The organism is Bradyrhizobium sp. dw_411, from assembly GCF_018449695.1.
Taxonomy (GTDB): domain Bacteria; phylum Pseudomonadota; class Alphaproteobacteria; order Rhizobiales; family Xanthobacteraceae; genus Bradyrhizobium.
In genome coordinates this window covers 260,116-277,739 of the sequence record NZ_JAAVUY010000002.1, presented here as the reverse complement: position 1 = coordinate 277,739, position 17,624 = coordinate 260,116, and the positions used below count along the sequence as shown (strand labels likewise).

Sequence of the window (17,624 nt, the reverse complement as noted above, 5' to 3'; positions counted from 1 at the left end):
TTGGAGACCGGGATCACCGCATCGACCACTCGCGACAGACTTGCCAGCCGACTTGCCGGCCGACCGAAAAATTCCGTCTGAGGCGGTGCTGTTTTGGCACCGCCGCGCCAGATTTTTAGCTGTTGAAAGGCCCATCCCCAAACCTCAGACTAAGACCGGCGCTCGTCGAAGGTCTTGCTCTTAAAAAGTCTGCCCTTCGTAGACGGCGCTCATTCCGCCACGAATAGCTGAACCAACGGAGATTGGGTCAATGCGCCGGCTTCTGTCTGCCCTCGCGATAGCGAGCTGTCTTCTCCTGCCGCCGACCGGCGGCCACGCGGCCGAGCCGGTCAAGATCAAGTTCACGCTGGACTGGAAGCTTCAGGGGATTCACGCCTGGTACTATTGGGCCAAGGCGAAGGGATATTTCGCCGCGGAAAATCTCGATGTCCGGATCGACCAGGGCGAAGGATCGGCCACCACCGTAACGCGAATCATGTCCGGCGCCTATGATGCCGGCTTCGGCGACATCAACGCCATCATCCAGAACGCCGCCATGAAACCGGGCGAAGCGCCTGTCATGGTCTACATGATTTACAGCAAGGCCCCGTTCGCCCTGCTGACCAAGGCGGGAAGCGCGATCAAGAGTGTGAAGGATCTGGAGGGTTCAAAGCTCGGTTCGCCCGCCGGCGGCGCCTCGTTCAAACTGCTGCCGCTATTGGCCAAACAAAATGGCGTCGACTACAGCAAGATCAACATCACGCAGGTATCGCCGAGCATCCAGGAGCAGATGCTGCTGCAGGGACAGGTCGATTCCGTCGCGATTTTCACCGCGACGAGCTATATGAACCTGGTCTCGCTCAAGCTCGACCCCGACAAGGATTTCCGCTGGATGTACTACTCTGATTTGGGTCTCGATCTCTATTCCAACGGCATCATGGTCTCGCCGAAACTCGCCAAAGAGCATCCCGAGGCGGTCAAAGGCCTGCTGCGCGCGATCAACCGGGCCTTGAAGGAAACGGTCGAGCATCCCGGCGCGGCGATCGACCTTCTGGCCACCGAAGAGCCGCTAATCAAGAGCGACATCGAACAGCGCCGCCTGCTATATGTTTACAAGACCCTGATCGACACGCCGGAGGCGCGCGACCTTGGCCTGGGTGATGTGAGTGACGAGCGGCTGAAATCCGCGATTTCGATCATCGCGACATCGTTCGAGCTGCCGCGGGTGCCCAATCCCGGCGATATTTTCGACCACGCGTTTCTGCCTGCGAAGGCCGACCGCGTTCCACCAGGAATAAGTCCATGAAGAACGATATGAAGAACGACGCTTCGCGCACCATCGCCTGCAGCCATGTCGTCGGCACCGCGCGGACGCTGACGGGCGCCCAGGCGATCACGATATCGGGTGATAGCTTCGCGTCGATCGAGCCGACGACAACGCCGGCCGCCGACCGGTTTCTGGCAATGCCTACGCTGGTCAATGCCCACGATCACGGACGCGCCGTCTCTACCAGCGCAATCGGCGGCGATGCCAAGCCGCTTGAATCTTGGCTGCCGTATTTCGCGCTGTTTCCGTCGGTGGATCCCTATCTCGCCGCGGCTGTGAATTTCGCCAATGGCGCGCTCGGCGGCACCGGCGCCATCATGGTCCATTATACGCGTGCGCAGGGATTGACCGATCTTCCGACCGAAGCCGCCGAGATCGCGCGCGCGGCCCGCGACGTCGGCGTTCGCGTCGGCTTTGCGGTGTCGATGAAGGACCGCAATCCGCTGGTCTATCACGGGTCCGAAGCCCTGCTCGCCAGCCTGCCCCCGGATGCCCGCGCCGAAGCCGCGCGGCGCCTGATCTACAAGGTGCTGTCGCCGGGCGACTACATCAAGCTGATCGATGACGTCGCCGCCGCCGCGGACGGGCCGGGCTTCAATGTTCAATACGGCCCCAATGGCGTGCAATGGTGCAGCGACGCATTGCTGCAAGCCGTTGCGGAGGCGTCGCACCGCACCGGCCGGCGCGTCCATATGCATCTGCTGGAGACGAAATATCAGCGGCAATTCGCCGATGCCAATTATCCCGGCGGCGTCGTGCGCATGCTCGACGAAATCGGCCTATTGTCGCCGCGATTGACGCTGGCGCATTGCGTGTGGGCGAAACCGGATGAACTGGCATTGCTGGCCGAACGTGGCGTGACGATTTCGGTCAATACCAGTTCCAATCTTTTCCTCTACTCCGGCATTGCCCCCCGGAAGACGATGATCGAGCACAACTGCAAGACGGCGCTTGGAATCGACGGCAAGGCCTTCGACGACGACGACGACGCGCTACGTGAATTGAGGCTCGCTTATTATCTGCATGCCGGGACGGGATTCGACCGCACCATCAGCCGCGAGCAGGCCATTCAAACGGCCGTCAGCAATGGCCGCTTTGCCGTGACGAATATTGGGGATAGCGGCCTGATCGAGGCCGGCGCCGCGGCCGACATGCTGTTGCTGGACTGGGCGGCGCTCAACAATGAAAACCTTCGGGACGATATCAATCCGCTCGATCTCTTGTTCTCGCGCGCCACCGCGCGGCACATTCGCGAGGTGATCGTCGGGGGCCGGACCATCGTCCGGGACGGACGCGTGCTGGGCGTCGATTTCCCCGCGATCCGGCAGGAAGTGCTGTCGCGGATGCGATCGGGCATCAAGGAAAGCACAGCCCTCATCTCGGCGCTGTCCGTACTCGATGACGCGATCGCCCATCATTATGTAAGCGACTCGCATTGCTGCTGAGAGTTTAGAGCCTTATCGGTTCTGATTGAATCAGAACCGGGCTCTATCTTTTGTTTGACGCGTTTTCTTCACGCGAACCGGTATCCACGGAGCCTGTCATCGGGCGCGCGTTCGCGCGACCCGTTGGCTCGAAAACGCTCTACGGCGACTTGCGCAGGGCCTCGCGCTGGCTCGCGACAGCGTCAGCCGAGACCGGCACGGCGGCATTGCCCCAGGCGTTGCGAACATAGGTCAGGACCGCCGCCACCTGCGCGTCGCCTAGCCGCCAATCGAACCCGGGCATCGCGGGCGCGGTCGGCGCACCCGGCGTGGAAACCGCGCGCGTGCCATGCAGAACCACCCGCGCCAGCGTGGTCGGATCGTCCGATTGCACCAGCGCGCTGCCGGCCAATCGCGGGAAAAGATTGACCTCGCCTTCGCCGGTGTCCTTGTGGCACGCGGCGCAACTGTCCTTGTAGATCGCCGCACCCGCGCGCATCGCGCCATTGCTGGCCGCGACCGGCTCCGGCTTTGAACCCGCACCGGCTGCGCCACTGTCTTTCAGATAGGTCGCAATGGCCACGATATCGCCGTCGGTCATATGCGATGTGGAATGGGACACCGCCTCGGCCATCGGGCCCGAGGCCAACGTCCACTTGTTGGTCCCGTTTTTGAGATACTGGACCAGATCGTCCCTGGACCATCCGCCAATGCCCTTGCGCGGATCGTTGGTAATGTCGGGAGCGAACCAGCCCTGAAGCGTGGCGCCGGTCAACGCGACATTATTCTTGTCGCCGCCGAGAAGCGTCTTCGGCGTGTGGCAGGTGCCGCAATGCGCTGCACCCTCGACGATATAGGCGCCGCGATTCCACTCCGCGGATTTCTTCGGATTGGGTTGGTAGCGCCCGGATGCGAAATTGAGCCCGTTCCAGAACACCATCGCGAGGCGGATGTTCAGCGGAAAAGGCAGTTGGTTGGACACGACCCTGTTGCTGACCGGCGCGACCGTCGCAAAATAGGAACGCATGGCCAGCACATCGTCGTCGCTCAGTTTGGTATAGGCCGGATATGGCATCGCCGGATAAAGCCGCTTGCCATCGTGACCGCGGCCCTCATGCAGCACCGCGAGAAACTCGTCGTTGGTCATGTTGCCGATTCCGGTGTCGGGATCGGATGTGATGTTCGGCGCCACCAATATGCCAAACGGGGTCTGCAGCGCGAGACCGCCGGCATACGGCGCGCCGCCAGGCGTGGTGTGGCAGGCCGCGCAATCGCTGAGTGTTGCGAGATAACGTCCGCGTTCGATGCGGTCGAAACTCTGGGTATCCTGCGCAAAGGCAGCATTGGTCAGGCTGACGAACAAGGCGGCGGCTGTGAGAGAACGGCGCATCATTCCCTCACTAAACCAACGGACCGGGGTTTTTCAGATAGCGATTGCGAATAGCGTCGGCGGTCCAGTACGCGAGCGCACCGACCGTGTCGGTCGGGTTGTAGCCGTGATTTTGCGGGAACACCGAGGCGCCGCCGGGCACAAAGATATTGTGCACGTCCCAGCTCTGGCAATAGCGATTGAGCACGCTGGTTGAGGGATCGGCGCCCATCACGGTGCCGCCGGTATTGTGCGTGGTTTGATAGATGGTGCTGTCGTAAGGGCCCTTGCGCGGGCTTGCCGTCATCTCGACGGGGTCCATTGCTTTCGCAATCTCCGCGAGGCGCTCGGTCAGGAAGGCCGACATCTTCAGTTCATTGTCGTGAAAATCGAACGTCATCCGCAATAAAGGGCGGCCGAACCGGTCCTTGTAGGTCGGATCGAGATCGAGATAGCAGTCCTTGTAGCTGTACGAACTGGCGTGGGTCGCAAGACTCAGACCGCGTTGATAGGTCTCGGCTGTCGCTTTCTTCCACTCCGCGCCCCATTTCGGCGTACCCTTCGGCACCGGCCGGGTCTGGATCGGGCGCGCACCGGTCTGCCCGAACCCCATATAGCCACCGCCGAAGAAACCGAGCCCGGTGTGATCGAAATTGTCGCCGTTATAGTCGTCGATGATCATGCCGTGCGAGCCGGTCGCGATGAACGGATTGAGGATCTTGTCCTTGAGAATCAGACTGACACTGGAGGTGGTCTGATAGGCGTAGTTGCGCCCGACGACGCCCTGCCCGGTTTGCGGGTCGTAGGGTTTGCCGATGCCCGACAGCAACATCAGTTGCACATTGAAGAACGAAAACGCGCACATCAGCACGATATCGGCGGGCTGTTCCCACTCTTCGCCTGAGGTATCGACATAGGTCACGCCGGTCGCGCGTCTCCCGGTCGAGTCCAGATTGATTTTGGTGACCTCGGATTCAGTCCGTGCGCTGAAATTGGGAAATCGCATCAGCGCCGGCAGCACGCAGGTCTGCGGGCTCGATTTCGCATAATTGCCGCAACCGAACCGCTCGCAGAAACCGCAATAGGTGCACTGCCCGAGTTTCACGCCGAGCGGATTGACATAGGCTTCGCTGAGATTGGAAGCCGGCTGCGGGAACGGCGAATGACCGGTCTTGCGCGCCGCTTCGGCGAACAGCGTCGCGCCCAATCCCTGCTTCAGCGGCGGCGTCGGATATTCCGAAGAGCGCCAGCCTTCGAACGGATTGCCGCCGGGTTGCTTCTGCCCGCGAAGATTACCGGCCTTGCCGGAAGTGCCGCAGAGCTTTTCAAAGCGGTCGTAATAGGGTTCGAGTTCGTCATAACTGACGGGCCAGTCCTGGATTGTCATATCAGCCGGCAAGGCGTCCTTGCCGTAGCGTTCTTCAAGATGGCTGCGGATATTGAAATCCGTCGGCAGGAAGCGCCAGGTCTGTCCGTTCCAATGCACCCCGGCGCCGCCGACGCCGTTGCCCGGAAGGAAGCCCGAGAAACTGCGGATCGGCATCGCCGTCTGGCTCGCATTGTTGCGAAACGTCATGGTTTGCTGGTCGGGACGCAAAAACAGATCCAGCCGAACCGCGTAGCGCAATTCATCCTGCGCATAGGCGGGCGGGAAATCCGTTGCGGTGTCGCGCCACGGACCGCGCTCGATCGCAACCACGTTCAGCCCTGATTTGGCGAGTTCATAGGCAAGGATCGATCCGGTCCAGCCGAGCCCGATAATCACGACGTCCTTGGCAGGCAGTTTGCGGGCCATTGCTATTCTCTCACTGTCCAGTCGGAGCGGCCCATGATGCTCACGGGCGGCAACGGATAGGCTTCGTTGTGGCGCTCGACCCAATCGCGATAATCGTAACGCGCGCCGGGAAAGCCGATCAGCTTCCAGCCCGCCATGTCGCGGTTGCCGCCATAGATCGGATCGGCAAAAAAGCCTTCCTGGGTATTACCCAAGAGCAGCGTAAAGAAATCCGCGCTCTTGACGTCCTTGAGCGCGATAGATCCCGACTCCAGCCCTTTGAGCACCTTGTCCTGATCCTCAGGCGCGAGATCGCGAAAAGATTTTCCTGCGAAGTTGCTTTTGATGTGGTCCGCCAGCGCTCTCAGGCCCATGCGATAGCGCGCGGCGGGCGCGTCGGGCATTTGATAGCCTTGCGTGGCTGCGCCCGCCATGAAGGGTGGCCTGGTATAGAGGCCCTCGGAACGGCCATAGGGGCCTGCGAGTTGCCGGTCGATGTACACGGCGCACCCGGCATCCTTGCCGCCGGGCCCGCGATTGTCCGGCGGGATCAGGCGATCGACCGCGGCTTCAACTATCGCAGCTTCGTCCGCGGTGAAAAACAGCCAAGGACCGGGACGCACTGGTGTTGGTGGCGTTGCCGTTCCCGGCTCCCAAGGCAGGCTGCCGCCGAGAGTGCGCGCACGTGCCAGACCTGTCCCCACGAAAAAAAATGCGGTAGCGGAGGCCAACAAAAACCGCCGGGACGGTTGCGAGGAAGTATTGCGATTCATGGTCCCCCTCTGGCGCTTCAAACCGACGGCGTCGATCCACGTAGCATTACGCTTCGCTCAATGCGCGTTCTGTCGCATTCTTGCTGCGTTGAATTGCGGCGTGCTGCAGAAATGATTCTCGGGCCGGGGAATCCAGGTCGCACCACTGTCCGGGCGCATAAAACCAACGGCGGATAGCGCCGAAGGCAAACCGTCTGTCATCCGGGAATTCCGCCCCAATAGCATCGAGCTACTGACAGGTAGCACTCGGCTTGACGTCCGTCCCTGCGAAAGGTTCCAGCTACGGAACAAGATTTTGTTACGACCGCAGACCGGCGAGGTCATAGACGTCCGGAAGCCGGAACCCAGACTGACAGCAGTGCTATGCGCCTTGTGGACGTCCACAGTTCTATGAGTGACAGGCTAGTGATCGCCTGCCCGTCGCGGGCGTTCGATCAGGCGGCGTCGCGCCTGACGGCTTGAACGTTCGAGTTGCTTTCGTTGCAGTCCTCGAAGTGGGACGCCAATTCCTGCTCGGCGAGATGTTCCCAGCGTTCTGCCTGTCCAAGCAGATGCCAGCTCTGGCCGGGATTGTACGCAGCCTGCTGACGGTACAGCGAAGCCAATGCGCGATAGTGAGACGCGTTCTTCATGGCTACCTCCGCTAGATCGATGAATCTGGATCGAGTTTATTCCCTTTCATTGCGTCAGAGGTATTATGGTTATGTAACAGAACGAATTTTTGAACCGGGCGGCTGGATTTGCCGCACGCACGCAGGGCTAGGAAACTGGAACCAGACCGGATCGCGCTTGTTAAGAATTTGCCAACGCCGCCTTTACCGTTCCGGCGGCTGCTCAAGTTCATTTGAGGGTTATTATCAGCGTTCTCGATTCAGAGGATACCGAACAGGCCGACCTGCGCGGCGGCCGGTCGCCATGGTATGCGACACCCGAGCAAGCCGTCCGGCTTGAACTCGATGAAAACGTCAAATGCGATGCGCTGATCGTCGGCGGCGGTATTACCGGGTCGCTGATCGCAGAGCGGCTTACCCGCCAGGGCCTTGATGTCATTGTCATCGATCGCGAGCTTCCCGGCCGCGGCAGCACCGCCGCTAGCACGTCGATGCTGCTGTGGGAAATCGATCGCTCCCTTACTCAACTGACCGACCTTTACGGCTTCGAACGGGCATCGCGCGCTTACCACGCGAGCTTACATGCCGTCGCTGGTTTGAAGTCGCTGGTCCATCAACTGGGTATTTCCTGCGAACTGCGAGACAAGCCATCGCTGTATCTGGCTGCGGGCGATACCAGCAAGGAATTGCTCGGGGAACATCAACTTCGCGAACGCGCGGGTTTGCCGGGTGAATTCCTGGATCATCGAATGCTTCTGGATGTCTTCGGAATTGCGCGCGCCGGCGCGCTGGTATCGCCAGGTGCGGCGGACGCGGATCCATCGCAATTGGCCAAGGGCATGCTTGAGACCGCAGCCGCCCGAGGCGCCCGTGTCTTCGAAGCGGAAGCCATCGGTTTCGACGCGGCCGCGCGCTCGGTCGGCATTCAGCTGAAGAACGACCGTCAGATCGAGGCGCGCTCGGTGATTCTTGCGACCGGCTACGTCATACCCGCGATCGTTCACTCGACCATTCAAACGGTGTCTTCGAGTTGGGCAATTGCAACCAAGCCCCAGCCGCAAAATCTCTGGAAGGAAGGCGCGCTGATCTGGGAAGACAGCAAGGACTATCTCTATGCGCGAACCACCTCCGCCGGTCGCATTATCATCGGCGGCGAGGATAGCGACGAAGTGGTCGAGCCGGAGGCGCGCGATCGCCTGATCCCGCAGAAGGCCCGCGTGCTGGCGCAAAAGCTTGCCGCGCTTTGGCCGGCCGCTGATCTCGACATCGAATATCGATGGTCAGGAACCTTCGACACCACCAGCGACGGACTGCCCTTGATCGGTCCCGTGCCCGGTGCGAAGGGCATTTTCGCCGCCTATGGATATGGCGGCAACGGAATCACCTTCAGCTTTCTCGCCGCGCAACTGATCGGCGATCTGATCGCGGGCTCGAGTTCGCAGCTCCTGACTGATTTCGCGCTGGATCGGGACGGCTGATCTCCTGGAACCAAGTTGCCGTGATCGCATTTCCTTTATGAGGTCGCCGCTCGCCGTTCAATACGGCGCTGTCGCGGATAGCCAAAGGTCTTTTTGACCCGCTATTCCAACCAGCGCTCGCGAGGATAGCCCAAAGGCGGCGGCCTCTTCACTTCCTTAAAACCGGTCTGAGATCGAAGGCGAATGACATGACCATCGAAACATTTGCGGCACCGCGTGAACCGAACCTCGCGGAGCGGGCCATGGACACGGCAACCGACACCTCGCGTACCATTACCGAGCTTACCGAAAGTCTTCAGGCAGCGACCCGAAAGTTGACGGACGCTTTGGCGGCCGCGCGGCAGCCGGGGACGGCACTGTCGACCATTAGCGCGGTCACGCGGGAGGCACCGCTTGCAAGCCTGTTTGTCGCGTTCCTGTTCGGGATCGCGGTCGCGCGGCGTCGCTAGGACCTGCAGCACTTTGCCTTCCGGAACAATCCTTTCACCCGTCCGTTTTCGTTTCACAACCTCGGAGGTCTCGGATGGCAATGCAATCAAGAGAAATGGAAGCGCGGGAAATGGGCAACCTGATCGGCAGCGACAAGGTCGAAGGAACCCCGGTGTACGGCGCCGACAGCCAGAAGATCGGTTCGATCGAGCGCGTGATGATCGACAAGATGAGCGGCAAGGTTTCCTATGCGGTTCTGAGCTTCGGCGGATTTCTGGGAATCGGTGACGATCATTATCCGCTGCCTTGGCAGTCGCTGAAATACGACACCGCGCTCGGTGGTTATGTCACCGGTATCACGCTGAAGCAGTTGGAAGGCGCACCGAGATACGGCAACGACAACGCCTGGAACTGGTCTGACACTGCACGCGCGCAATCGGTCAACGACTATTACGGCATCCCCATGATCGCCTGACGGAAGATCGATTCCTGGTTTATCCGGGGATTTTCTTTCATCGCTTGTGGCTGTTCTTAAGACGTATCTGATGCGCGAGAGATGAATGTGCCGGGCGCAGTCTCGCCGCTGTCGATTCCACCTGGTCGTTAAATGACGGAATCCATGAACTGGCTTGCGTCACAAAGATTATTTCCTGGTCACGTCGTCAGTTCGATCGGGAAATGGTTTGTAGCGTCCCATTCCAGATCTAAATCATCCTCCTCTCAAAAGCTTTGGCCGCTGCTCGCGCTGAATTTCGTCATGGCGGACATGCAGTCGGGCATCGGCCCGTTCCTCGGCGTTTTCCTGCTGGGGCGCGGATGGAACAGCGGCCTGATCGGCACGGCGATGACAATCGGCAGCGTCGCGGGAATGCTGATCACTATCCCCATCGGCGGATTGATCGACACGACAAACTTCAAGCGCGCGTGGGTGATCGTGCCTGGAATCTGTGTGGTGAGCGCATCGGCGATCATTCTACTGTCGCAGGATTTCTGGATTGTGGCAGGTTCGCAGGTCGCGACCGCGATTGCCGGTGCCGCCATCGTGCCCGCGGTGACCGGCATTACGCTTGGTATTGTCCGGCAACGCGGATTCAACCGGCAGATCGGGCGAAACCAGGCCTTCAACCACGCCGGCAATGTGGTCGGCGCGGCACTGTCGGGCTATCTTGGATGGACCTTCGGCTACACCGCCGTATTCGACCTCGCCGCCGCGTTCGGTATGGTATCGATCGTTTGCGTATTGATGATCCCGCCGAAATCGATCGACAATCGGGCCGCACGAGGCACCAGCGAAGCCGATCCGGACAGCCAGCCCAACGCATCCTACGTCTTGCTGACACACAAGCCGCTGCTGGTCCTGAGCGTGGCGCTGGCGGCATTTCATCTGGGCAACGCCGCCATTCTCCCGTTGTACGGCCTTGCCGCCGTAGCCACTGGCGGCGCCGACGGACCGAGTTTCGTAGCGGCAACCGTGGTCATCGCGCAAGCGGTGATGACGATCGTATCGATCGTGGCCATGCGTGTGGCGGAAAAACGGGGGTACTGGCCGATATTGCTGGTGTCATTTGCCGCGCTACCTTTGCGGGGAGTACTTGCTTACTTCTTTGTGGGCTGGCTGGGCGTCATCCCCGTTCAGATTCTCGATGGGGTTGGTGCGGGGCTGCAGAGCGTTGCAGTTCCCGGCCTCGTCGCGCGCGCTTTGAATGGCACCGGCCGGATCAATCTCGGCCAAGGCGCGGTCCTGACAGTTCAGGGCCTCGGCGCATCCTTAAGCCCACTTTTGGGCGGCTGGCTCGCGCAAACCGCAGGCTATAACGCAGCCTTCGTGTTGCTCGGGTCGTTCGGACTTGTGTCAGTCGGGCTCTGGATCGCCTTCGCATCTCTGGTGAAGAAATATTGAGCCAACGGGGCGCCCGATCTCGCAATCGTTAACGACCGGTGTCCACCGGAAGCCCACCCCTAACCCCCGGATTGGACTGGCTATATTTTCTCTGGGGGCTGTTGGAACCAATTGCAGCTCGATGCGTTGGGGAACTTAGGTCGGACGTGCCGAGTTCCATGTTCGCGGGGCCATATCTTCTACTGATCTGGCATTTGTATAGGCGCCTCTATTCTGTGGCTTGTGAATTGATTCACCAATATCGCCAGACTAGTCGCGTGACTTCCACTTGGGGGATGCCATGAGTGATCTCGATTCCGCAGCTACTCTTCGCAGGACGCCCAAGCGCAAGCCTCCGGCGAACGGGGCTTCCGATCCGCTGCAGGATCTGCTGCATGCGCTGCAGGCGATGCGGGGCGGTGATTTCTCGGTCCGGATGACCGGCGATCATCTGGGGATCGAAGGCAAAATAGCCGACACTTTTAATGAAATCGTCGCCGCCAACCAGCGAATGGCGCTGCAACTGGAGCGGGTCGGCCAGGTGGTCGGCCGCGAGGGCAAGACCCGGCAACGCGTCAAATTCGATCTGCCCGGCGGCTCCTGGGCCGACATGGAAGGCTCGGTCAATACGCTGATCGACGACCTGCTCTGGCCGACGCGCGAGGTGACCCGGGCGGTCGCCGCCGTCGCGCAGGGCGATCTGTTGCAAACCGTAAAACTCGATGTCGACGGCCGCCCACTGGGCGGCGAATTTTTACAGTCGGCCAACATCGTCAATACGATGATCAAGCAGCTCAGCGTATTCACCTCGGAAGTGACGCGCGTCGCCCGCGAAGTGGGAACCGAAGGCAAACTAGGCGGCCAGGCACAGGTGCCGGAAGTGACGGGCGTCTGGAAAGACCTCACCGAGAGCGTGAACTCGATGGCCAACAACCTGACCGGCCAGGTTCGCAACATCGCCGAAGTGACGATCGCGGTCGCCAATGGCGACTTGTCCAAGAAGATCACGGTCGACGTGCGCGGCGAAATTCTGCAGTTGAAGGAAGCCATCAACACGATGGTGGATCAGCTTCGCTCGTTCGCGTCCGAAGTGACGCGCGTGGCGCGCGAGGTCGGCACCGACGGCAAACTCGGCGGCCAGGCTATCGTCCCCGGCGTCGCCGGCACCTGGAAGGACCTTACCGACTCCGTGAACGCGATGTGCGGCAACCTCACCGCGCAGGTCCGCAACATCGCCAACGTCACCACCGCCGTGGCGCGCGGCGACCTCTCGCGCAAGATCACGGTCGACGTCCGCGGCGAAATCCTAGAACTCAAAGACACCATCAATACGATGGTCGATCAGCTCAATTCGTTCGCCTCCGAAGTGACCCGCGTGGCGCGTGAGGTCGGCACCGAGGGCAAACTCGGCGGTCAGGCGCAAGTGCCCGGCGTCGCCGGCACATGGAAGGACCTCACCGACAACGTCAACTTCATGGCGTCCAACCTGACCGCGCAGGTCCGCAACATCGCGGATGTCGCGACCGCGATCGCTGGCGGCGACCTCTCCAAGAAGATTACCGTGAACGTGTCCGGCGAAATCCTGCAATTGAAGGAAACGCTCAACACCATGGTCGACCAGCTCAACGCCTTTGCCGGCGAAGTGACGCGCGTCGCGCGCGAGGTCGGCACCGACGGCCGGTTGGGCGGTCAAGCCAACGTGCTCGGCGTCGCCGGCACCTGGAAGGATCTGACCGAGAGCGTCAACTCGATGGCTTCAAACCTGACGGCGCAGGTTCGAAATATCGCCGAAGTGACCACCGCCGTCGCCAATGGCGACTTGTCGAAGAAGATCACGGTGGACGTGCGGGGCGAAATTCTCGAGCTGAAAGACACCATCAACACGATGGTCGATCAGCTCAACGCCTTCGCCGGCGAAGTGACGCGCGTTGCGCGCGAAGTCGGCACCGAAGGCAAGCTGGGCGGCCAGGCGCTGGTGCGCGGCGTCGCCGGCACCTGGAAGGACCTCACCGACAGCGTCAACTCGATGGCCTCCAACCTGACCGGCCAGGTCCGCAACATCGCCGAAGTCGCGACCGCCGTGGCCAAGGGCGACCTGTCGAAAAAGATCACGGTGAACGTGTCCGGCGAAATCCTGCAATTGAAGGAAACGCTCAACACCATGGTCGACCAGCTCAACGCCTTTGCCGGCGAAGTGACCCGCGTCGCGCGCGAAGTCGGCACCGACGGCAAGCTCGGTGGTCAGGCCGAAGTGCCCGGCGTCGCCGGCACCTGGAAAGATCTCACCGACAGCGTCAACTCGATGGCCGGCAATTTGACCGCGCAGGTTCGAAACATCGCGGAAGTCGCGACCGCGATCGCCGGCGGCGACTTGTCGCGCAAGATCACGGTCGACGTGCGCGGCGAAATCCTGCAGCTCAAGGAAACCCTCAACACGATGGTCGATCAGCTCAACCGGTTCGCCGGTGAGGTGACACGCGTCGCGCGCGAGGTCGGCACCGAAGGTCGCCTCGGCGGCCAGGCCAACGTGCCGGGTGTCGCCGGCACCTGGAAGGATCTGACGGACAGCGTGAACTCGATGGCGGGCAATCTGACCGCCCAGGTTCGTAACATCGCCGAAGTCACCACCGCGGTCGCACGCGGCGACTTGTCGCGCAAGATCACGGTCGACGTGAAGGGCGAAATTCTCGAACTCAAGAACACCATCAATACGATGGTCGATCAGCTCAACGCCTTCGCCTCCGAAGTGACCCGCGTGGCGCGCGAAGTCGGCACCGAAGGCAAGCTTGGCGGTCAGGCCGAAGTGCCGGAGGTCGCCGGCACCTGGAAGGACCTCACCGACAACGTCAACTTCATGGCCTCCAACTTGACGGCACAGGTCCGCAACATCGCCGAAGTGGCGACCGCGATCGCGGGTGGCGACCTCTCCAAAAAAATCACGGTGGACGTGCGCGGCGAAATCCTGCTGCTGAAAGATACCTTGAATACGATGGTCGAGCAGTTGCGCTCGTTCGCGGCCGAAGTGACCCGCGTCGCGCGCGAGGTCGGTACCGAAGGCCGGCTTGGCGGTCAGGCCGTGGTGCCCGGCGTCGGCGGCACCTGGAAGGACCTGACCGACAACGTCAACCTGCTGGCGGCCAACCTGACCACGCAAGTCCGCAACATCGCCGAAGTCACGACGGCCGTCGCGCGCGGCGACTTGTCGCGCAAGATCACGGTGGACGTGAAGGGCGAAATTCTCGAACTCAAGAATACCATCAACACGATGGTCGATCAGCTCAACGCTTTTGCCGGCGAAGTGACGCGCGTGGCGCGCGAGGTCGGCACCGAAGGCAAACTCGGCGGACAGGCGCAAGTGCCCGGCGTCGCCGGAACCTGGAAGGACCTGACCGACACCGTGAACTTCATGGCGGCCAACCTGACCGAGCAGGTGCGCGGCATCGTCAAGGTGGTGACCGCCGTCGCCAACGGCGACCTGCAGCAAAACCTGACCGTGAAGTCGAAGGGCGAAGTCGCCGCCCTCGCCGACACCATCAACAACATGACGGAGACATTGGCGACGTTCGCCGATCAGGTCACCAGCGTGGCACGCGAAGTCGGCGTCGAAGGCCGCCTGGGTGGTCAAGCCAACGTGCCCGGGGCGGCCGGCACGTGGAAGGATCTGACCGGCAACGTCAACCTTCTGGCCGCCAACCTGACCTCCCAGGTGCGCGCGATCGCCGAGGTCGCCACCGCCGTCACCAAGGGCGACTTGACGCGTTCGATTCAGGTCGACGCCCGCGGCGAAGTCGCCGAGCTCAAAGACAACATCAACACCATGATCGGCAATCTGCGGCTCACCACCGACGTGAACACCGAACAGGACTGGCTGAAGACCAACCTCGCCCGGTTCACCAACATGCTGCAGGGTCAGCGCGACCTCACCACCGTCGGCCGCTTGCTGCTGACCGAATTGACGCCGCTGGTGAACGCCCATATGGGCGTGATCTATCAGGTTGAGAACGAAGAAAGTCCCAGCCTGCATTTGCTGTCGACCTATGCCGGCGATGGCGCCAATCCTCATCCGTCCTCCATTCAGTTCGGCGACGGTCTGATCGGTCAATGCGCGATGGACAAGCGTCAACGGCTGGTATCGGATATTCCGCTCGACGCCGTTCCGATCAATTCGGCGCTGCTGCGGGTCATGCCGAAGAATCTGGTCGTGCTTCCGGTTCTGTTCGAGAACCAGGTCAAGGCCGTCATCGAGCTGTCTTCCGTCAGCTCGTTCACGACCTCGCAGATGACGTTCCTCGAGCAGCTCACAGACAGCATCGGCATTGTGCTCAACAGTATCGAGGCGACGATGCAGACCGAAGGCCTGCTGAAACAGTCCCAGCAGCTCGCAGGTGAATTGCAGACACAGCAAAAAGAGTTGCAGCAGACCAACGAACAGCTTGAGCAGAAAGCCCAGCAACTTGCTGAGCGTAACGTCGAAGTCGAAAGGAAGAACCAGGAAATCGAGCAGGCGCGACGCGCGCTCGAGGAAAAGGCGACGGAACTCTCGCTGACCTCGAAATACAAGTCGGAATTCCTCGCCAACATGTCGCACGAGTTGCGCACGCCGCTGAACAGCATCCTGATCCTGGGCCAGCAGCTCACCGAAAATGCGGACGGCAATCTGTCGGCCAAGCAGGTCGAATTCGCGCGAACCATTCACGGCGCGGGTACCGATCTGCTCAATCTGATCAGCGACATCCTCGATCTCTCCAAGATCGAGTCCGGAACCGTAACGGTGGACGCCGAGGAAATTCTTACGACCAATCTGCTGGAGACGGTGGGACGCCCGTTCCGGCATGAGGCGGATAACCGCCGGCTCTCCTTCAGCGTCGAGGTCGATCCCAATCTGGGACGCAGCATCGTCACCGACTCCAAGCGTCTGCAGCAGGTGCTGAAAAATCTGCTGTCGAATGCGTTCAAGTTCACGGCCGAAGGCGGGGTCCGCCTCAATGTTTCGGCGGCCGCCAGCGGCTGGAGCGCCGAACATCCGGTTCTCAATCACGCGCCGGGCGTCATCGCCTTCGAGGTGACCGACACCGGCATCGGCATTCCGCTTGAAAAGCAGAAGCTGATCTTCGAGGCGTTCCAGCAGGCCGACGCCGGCACCAGCCGAAAATACGGCGGCACCGGTCTGGGCCTGGCCATCAGCCGCGAGCTCGCAAGTCTGCTCGGCGGCGAAATCCACCTGCGCAGCACGCCCGGCCAGGGCAGTACGTTCGTGCTCTATCTGCCGCTGAAATATTCCGGACCGACGGTGGCGCCGCGCGTCCATGCCGGAACCTCCCACAATACCGCGCCGGTGCTGCAGGTCGCGGCACAGGAGCGGGTGATCGAGCAATTGGCCGACGATCGGCTCCATCTCGAGCCGGGAGACACCATTCTGCTGATCGTCGAAGACGATCCGCATTATGCGCGGGTGCTGATCGATCTGGCGCGCGACAAGGGCTTCAAGGTCCTGGTCGCCGCGCGTGGGGCCGAGGCGCTGGATCTTGCCAAGCAGTTCCAGCCCGCGGCGGTCTCGCTCGACGTTTTCCTGCCGGATATGCTGGGCTGGACGGTGCTGAGCCAGCTCAAGCATAATCCCCTGACCCGGCATATCCCGGTCCAGATCATCACGCTGGACGAGGATCGCCAGCATGCGCTGGCGCGGGGCGCGTTCTCCTTTGTCAACAAGCCGACGACGACCGAAGACGTCAGTGCGGCGCTGTCCAAGATCAAGGAATATGCCAGGCCGCGCCGCAAGCGCCTGCTGATTGTTGAGGATAATGCCGCGGAACAGATGAGTATAAGGGAACTGCTGGATCACAAGGACATTGAGATCGTGACCACCGGTACCGGGGCCGGCGCGCTCTCGACGTTGCGGGAGAACCCCTGCGATTGCGTAGTGCTGGATCTGCGATTGCCGGACATGAGTGGCTTCGAAGTGCTTGACCGAATCCGCAAGGATGATTCACTGTCCACTGTGCCTGTGGTCGTGTTCACGGGCCGGGAACTTTCGGTCGAAGAAGATGCGGAACTCCACACCATGGCGCGCAGCATTGTGGTGAAGGGCGTCGAGTCGCCGGAACGCCTGCTCGACGAAACGTCGCTGTTTCTGCACCGTGTGATCACGGAATTGCCCATCGAGAAGCAGCGAATGCTGGAGAAGCTCAACAGTTCCGACGAGGATTTGGTGGGCCGGACCGCATTGCTGGTGGACGACGACGCCCGCAACATCTTCGCGCTCAGCAGCGTCCTGGAGCGTCGCGGCATGAAGGTTCTCACCGCCACGACCGGCAGCGAGGCCGTTACGCTGGTCGAGTCCAATCCGGAGATCGCCATCGTCCTGATGGATATCATGATGCCGCAGATGGATGGCTACCAGACCATGGGGGTCATTCGGGAGAACCCGGCCTTCCGCCGGCTCCCGATCATCGCCCTCACCGCGAAAGCGATGAAGGGCGACCGGGAGAAATGCCTGGAGGCCGGCGCTTCCGATTATCTCGCCAAGCCGGTCAATACAGAACAACTGCTTCTTGCCATACGCATGTGGCTTCACCGCTGAT

The 17,624-nt window shown here is 61.2% G+C and carries 11 protein-coding genes; 7 read left to right on the top strand and 4 right to left on the bottom strand.

The features are described from left to right. Positions 1–250: 250 nt before the first annotated feature. Positions 251–1,285, top strand: a complete 1,035-nt coding sequence (locus tag HB676_RS03905) for an ABC transporter substrate-binding protein (protein ID WP_213736354.1) — start codon at positions 251–253, stop codon at positions 1,283–1,285. Next, positions 1,282–2,751 carry an amidohydrolase family protein gene (locus HB676_RS03900; RefSeq protein WP_213736353.1) on the top strand — a complete coding sequence of 490 codons (1,470 nt, stop codon included), beginning with the start codon at positions 1,282–1,284 and terminating at the stop codon, positions 2,749–2,751. Before HB676_RS03905 ends, HB676_RS03900 begins: the two co-directional genes overlap by 4 nt. A 139-nt stretch (positions 2,752–2,890) precedes the next feature. On the opposite strand, the gene HB676_RS03895 is transcribed toward HB676_RS03900, so the two are convergent. The 4 genes from HB676_RS03895 to HB676_RS03880 form a co-directional block, all read right to left on the bottom strand. After that, positions 2,891–4,120 carry a cytochrome c gene (locus HB676_RS03895; protein ID WP_249780047.1) on the bottom strand — a complete coding sequence of 410 codons (1,230 nt, stop codon included), beginning with the start codon at positions 4,118–4,120 and terminating at the stop codon, positions 2,891–2,893. 10 nt (positions 4,121–4,130) lie between these two features. Then, positions 4,131–5,894, bottom strand: a complete 1,764-nt coding sequence (locus HB676_RS03890) for a GMC family oxidoreductase (protein ID WP_213736351.1) — start codon at positions 5,892–5,894, stop codon at positions 4,131–4,133. 2 nt (positions 5,895–5,896) lie between these two features. After that, on the bottom strand, positions 5,897–6,646 hold the full coding sequence (locus HB676_RS03885; protein ID WP_213736350.1) for a gluconate 2-dehydrogenase subunit 3 family protein: 750 nt from the start codon (positions 6,644–6,646) through the stop codon (positions 5,897–5,899). 434 nt (positions 6,647–7,080) lie between these two features. Continuing rightward, complete coding sequence (locus HB676_RS03880; protein WP_213736349.1) at positions 7,081–7,278, bottom strand: hypothetical protein; 198 nt, start codon at positions 7,276–7,278, stop codon at positions 7,081–7,083. A gap of 212 nt (positions 7,279–7,490) precedes the next feature. On the opposite strand from HB676_RS03880, the gene HB676_RS03875 reads away from it, so the two are divergent. The 5 genes from HB676_RS03875 to HB676_RS03855 all read left to right on the top strand — a co-directional run bounded on the left by HB676_RS03875 (position 7,491) and on the right by HB676_RS03855 (position 17,623). Beyond that, the gene (locus tag HB676_RS03875; protein ID WP_218625622.1) at positions 7,491–8,735 is read left to right on the top strand and encodes an FAD-dependent oxidoreductase; all 1,245 of its coding nucleotides are present in this window, start codon (positions 7,491–7,493) and stop codon (positions 8,733–8,735) included. Between the two features lie 188 nt (positions 8,736–8,923). Beyond that, complete coding sequence (locus HB676_RS03870; RefSeq protein WP_213736348.1) at positions 8,924–9,184, top strand: hypothetical protein; 261 nt, start codon at positions 8,924–8,926, stop codon at positions 9,182–9,184. 74 nt (positions 9,185–9,258) lie between these two features. Then, complete coding sequence (locus tag HB676_RS03865; RefSeq protein ID WP_213736347.1) at positions 9,259–9,639, top strand: PRC-barrel domain-containing protein; 381 nt, start codon at positions 9,259–9,261, stop codon at positions 9,637–9,639. A 261-nt stretch (positions 9,640–9,900) separates the two neighbouring features. Continuing rightward, positions 9,901–11,064, top strand: coding sequence for an MFS transporter (locus HB676_RS03860; RefSeq protein WP_275944918.1), 1,164 nt, complete (start codon positions 9,901–9,903; stop codon positions 11,062–11,064). A 280-nt stretch (positions 11,065–11,344) separates the two neighbouring features. After that, on the top strand, positions 11,345–17,623 hold the full coding sequence (locus HB676_RS03855; RefSeq protein ID WP_213736345.1) for a HAMP domain-containing protein: 6,279 nt from the start codon (positions 11,345–11,347) through the stop codon (positions 17,621–17,623). Position 17,624 lies beyond the last annotated feature (1 nt).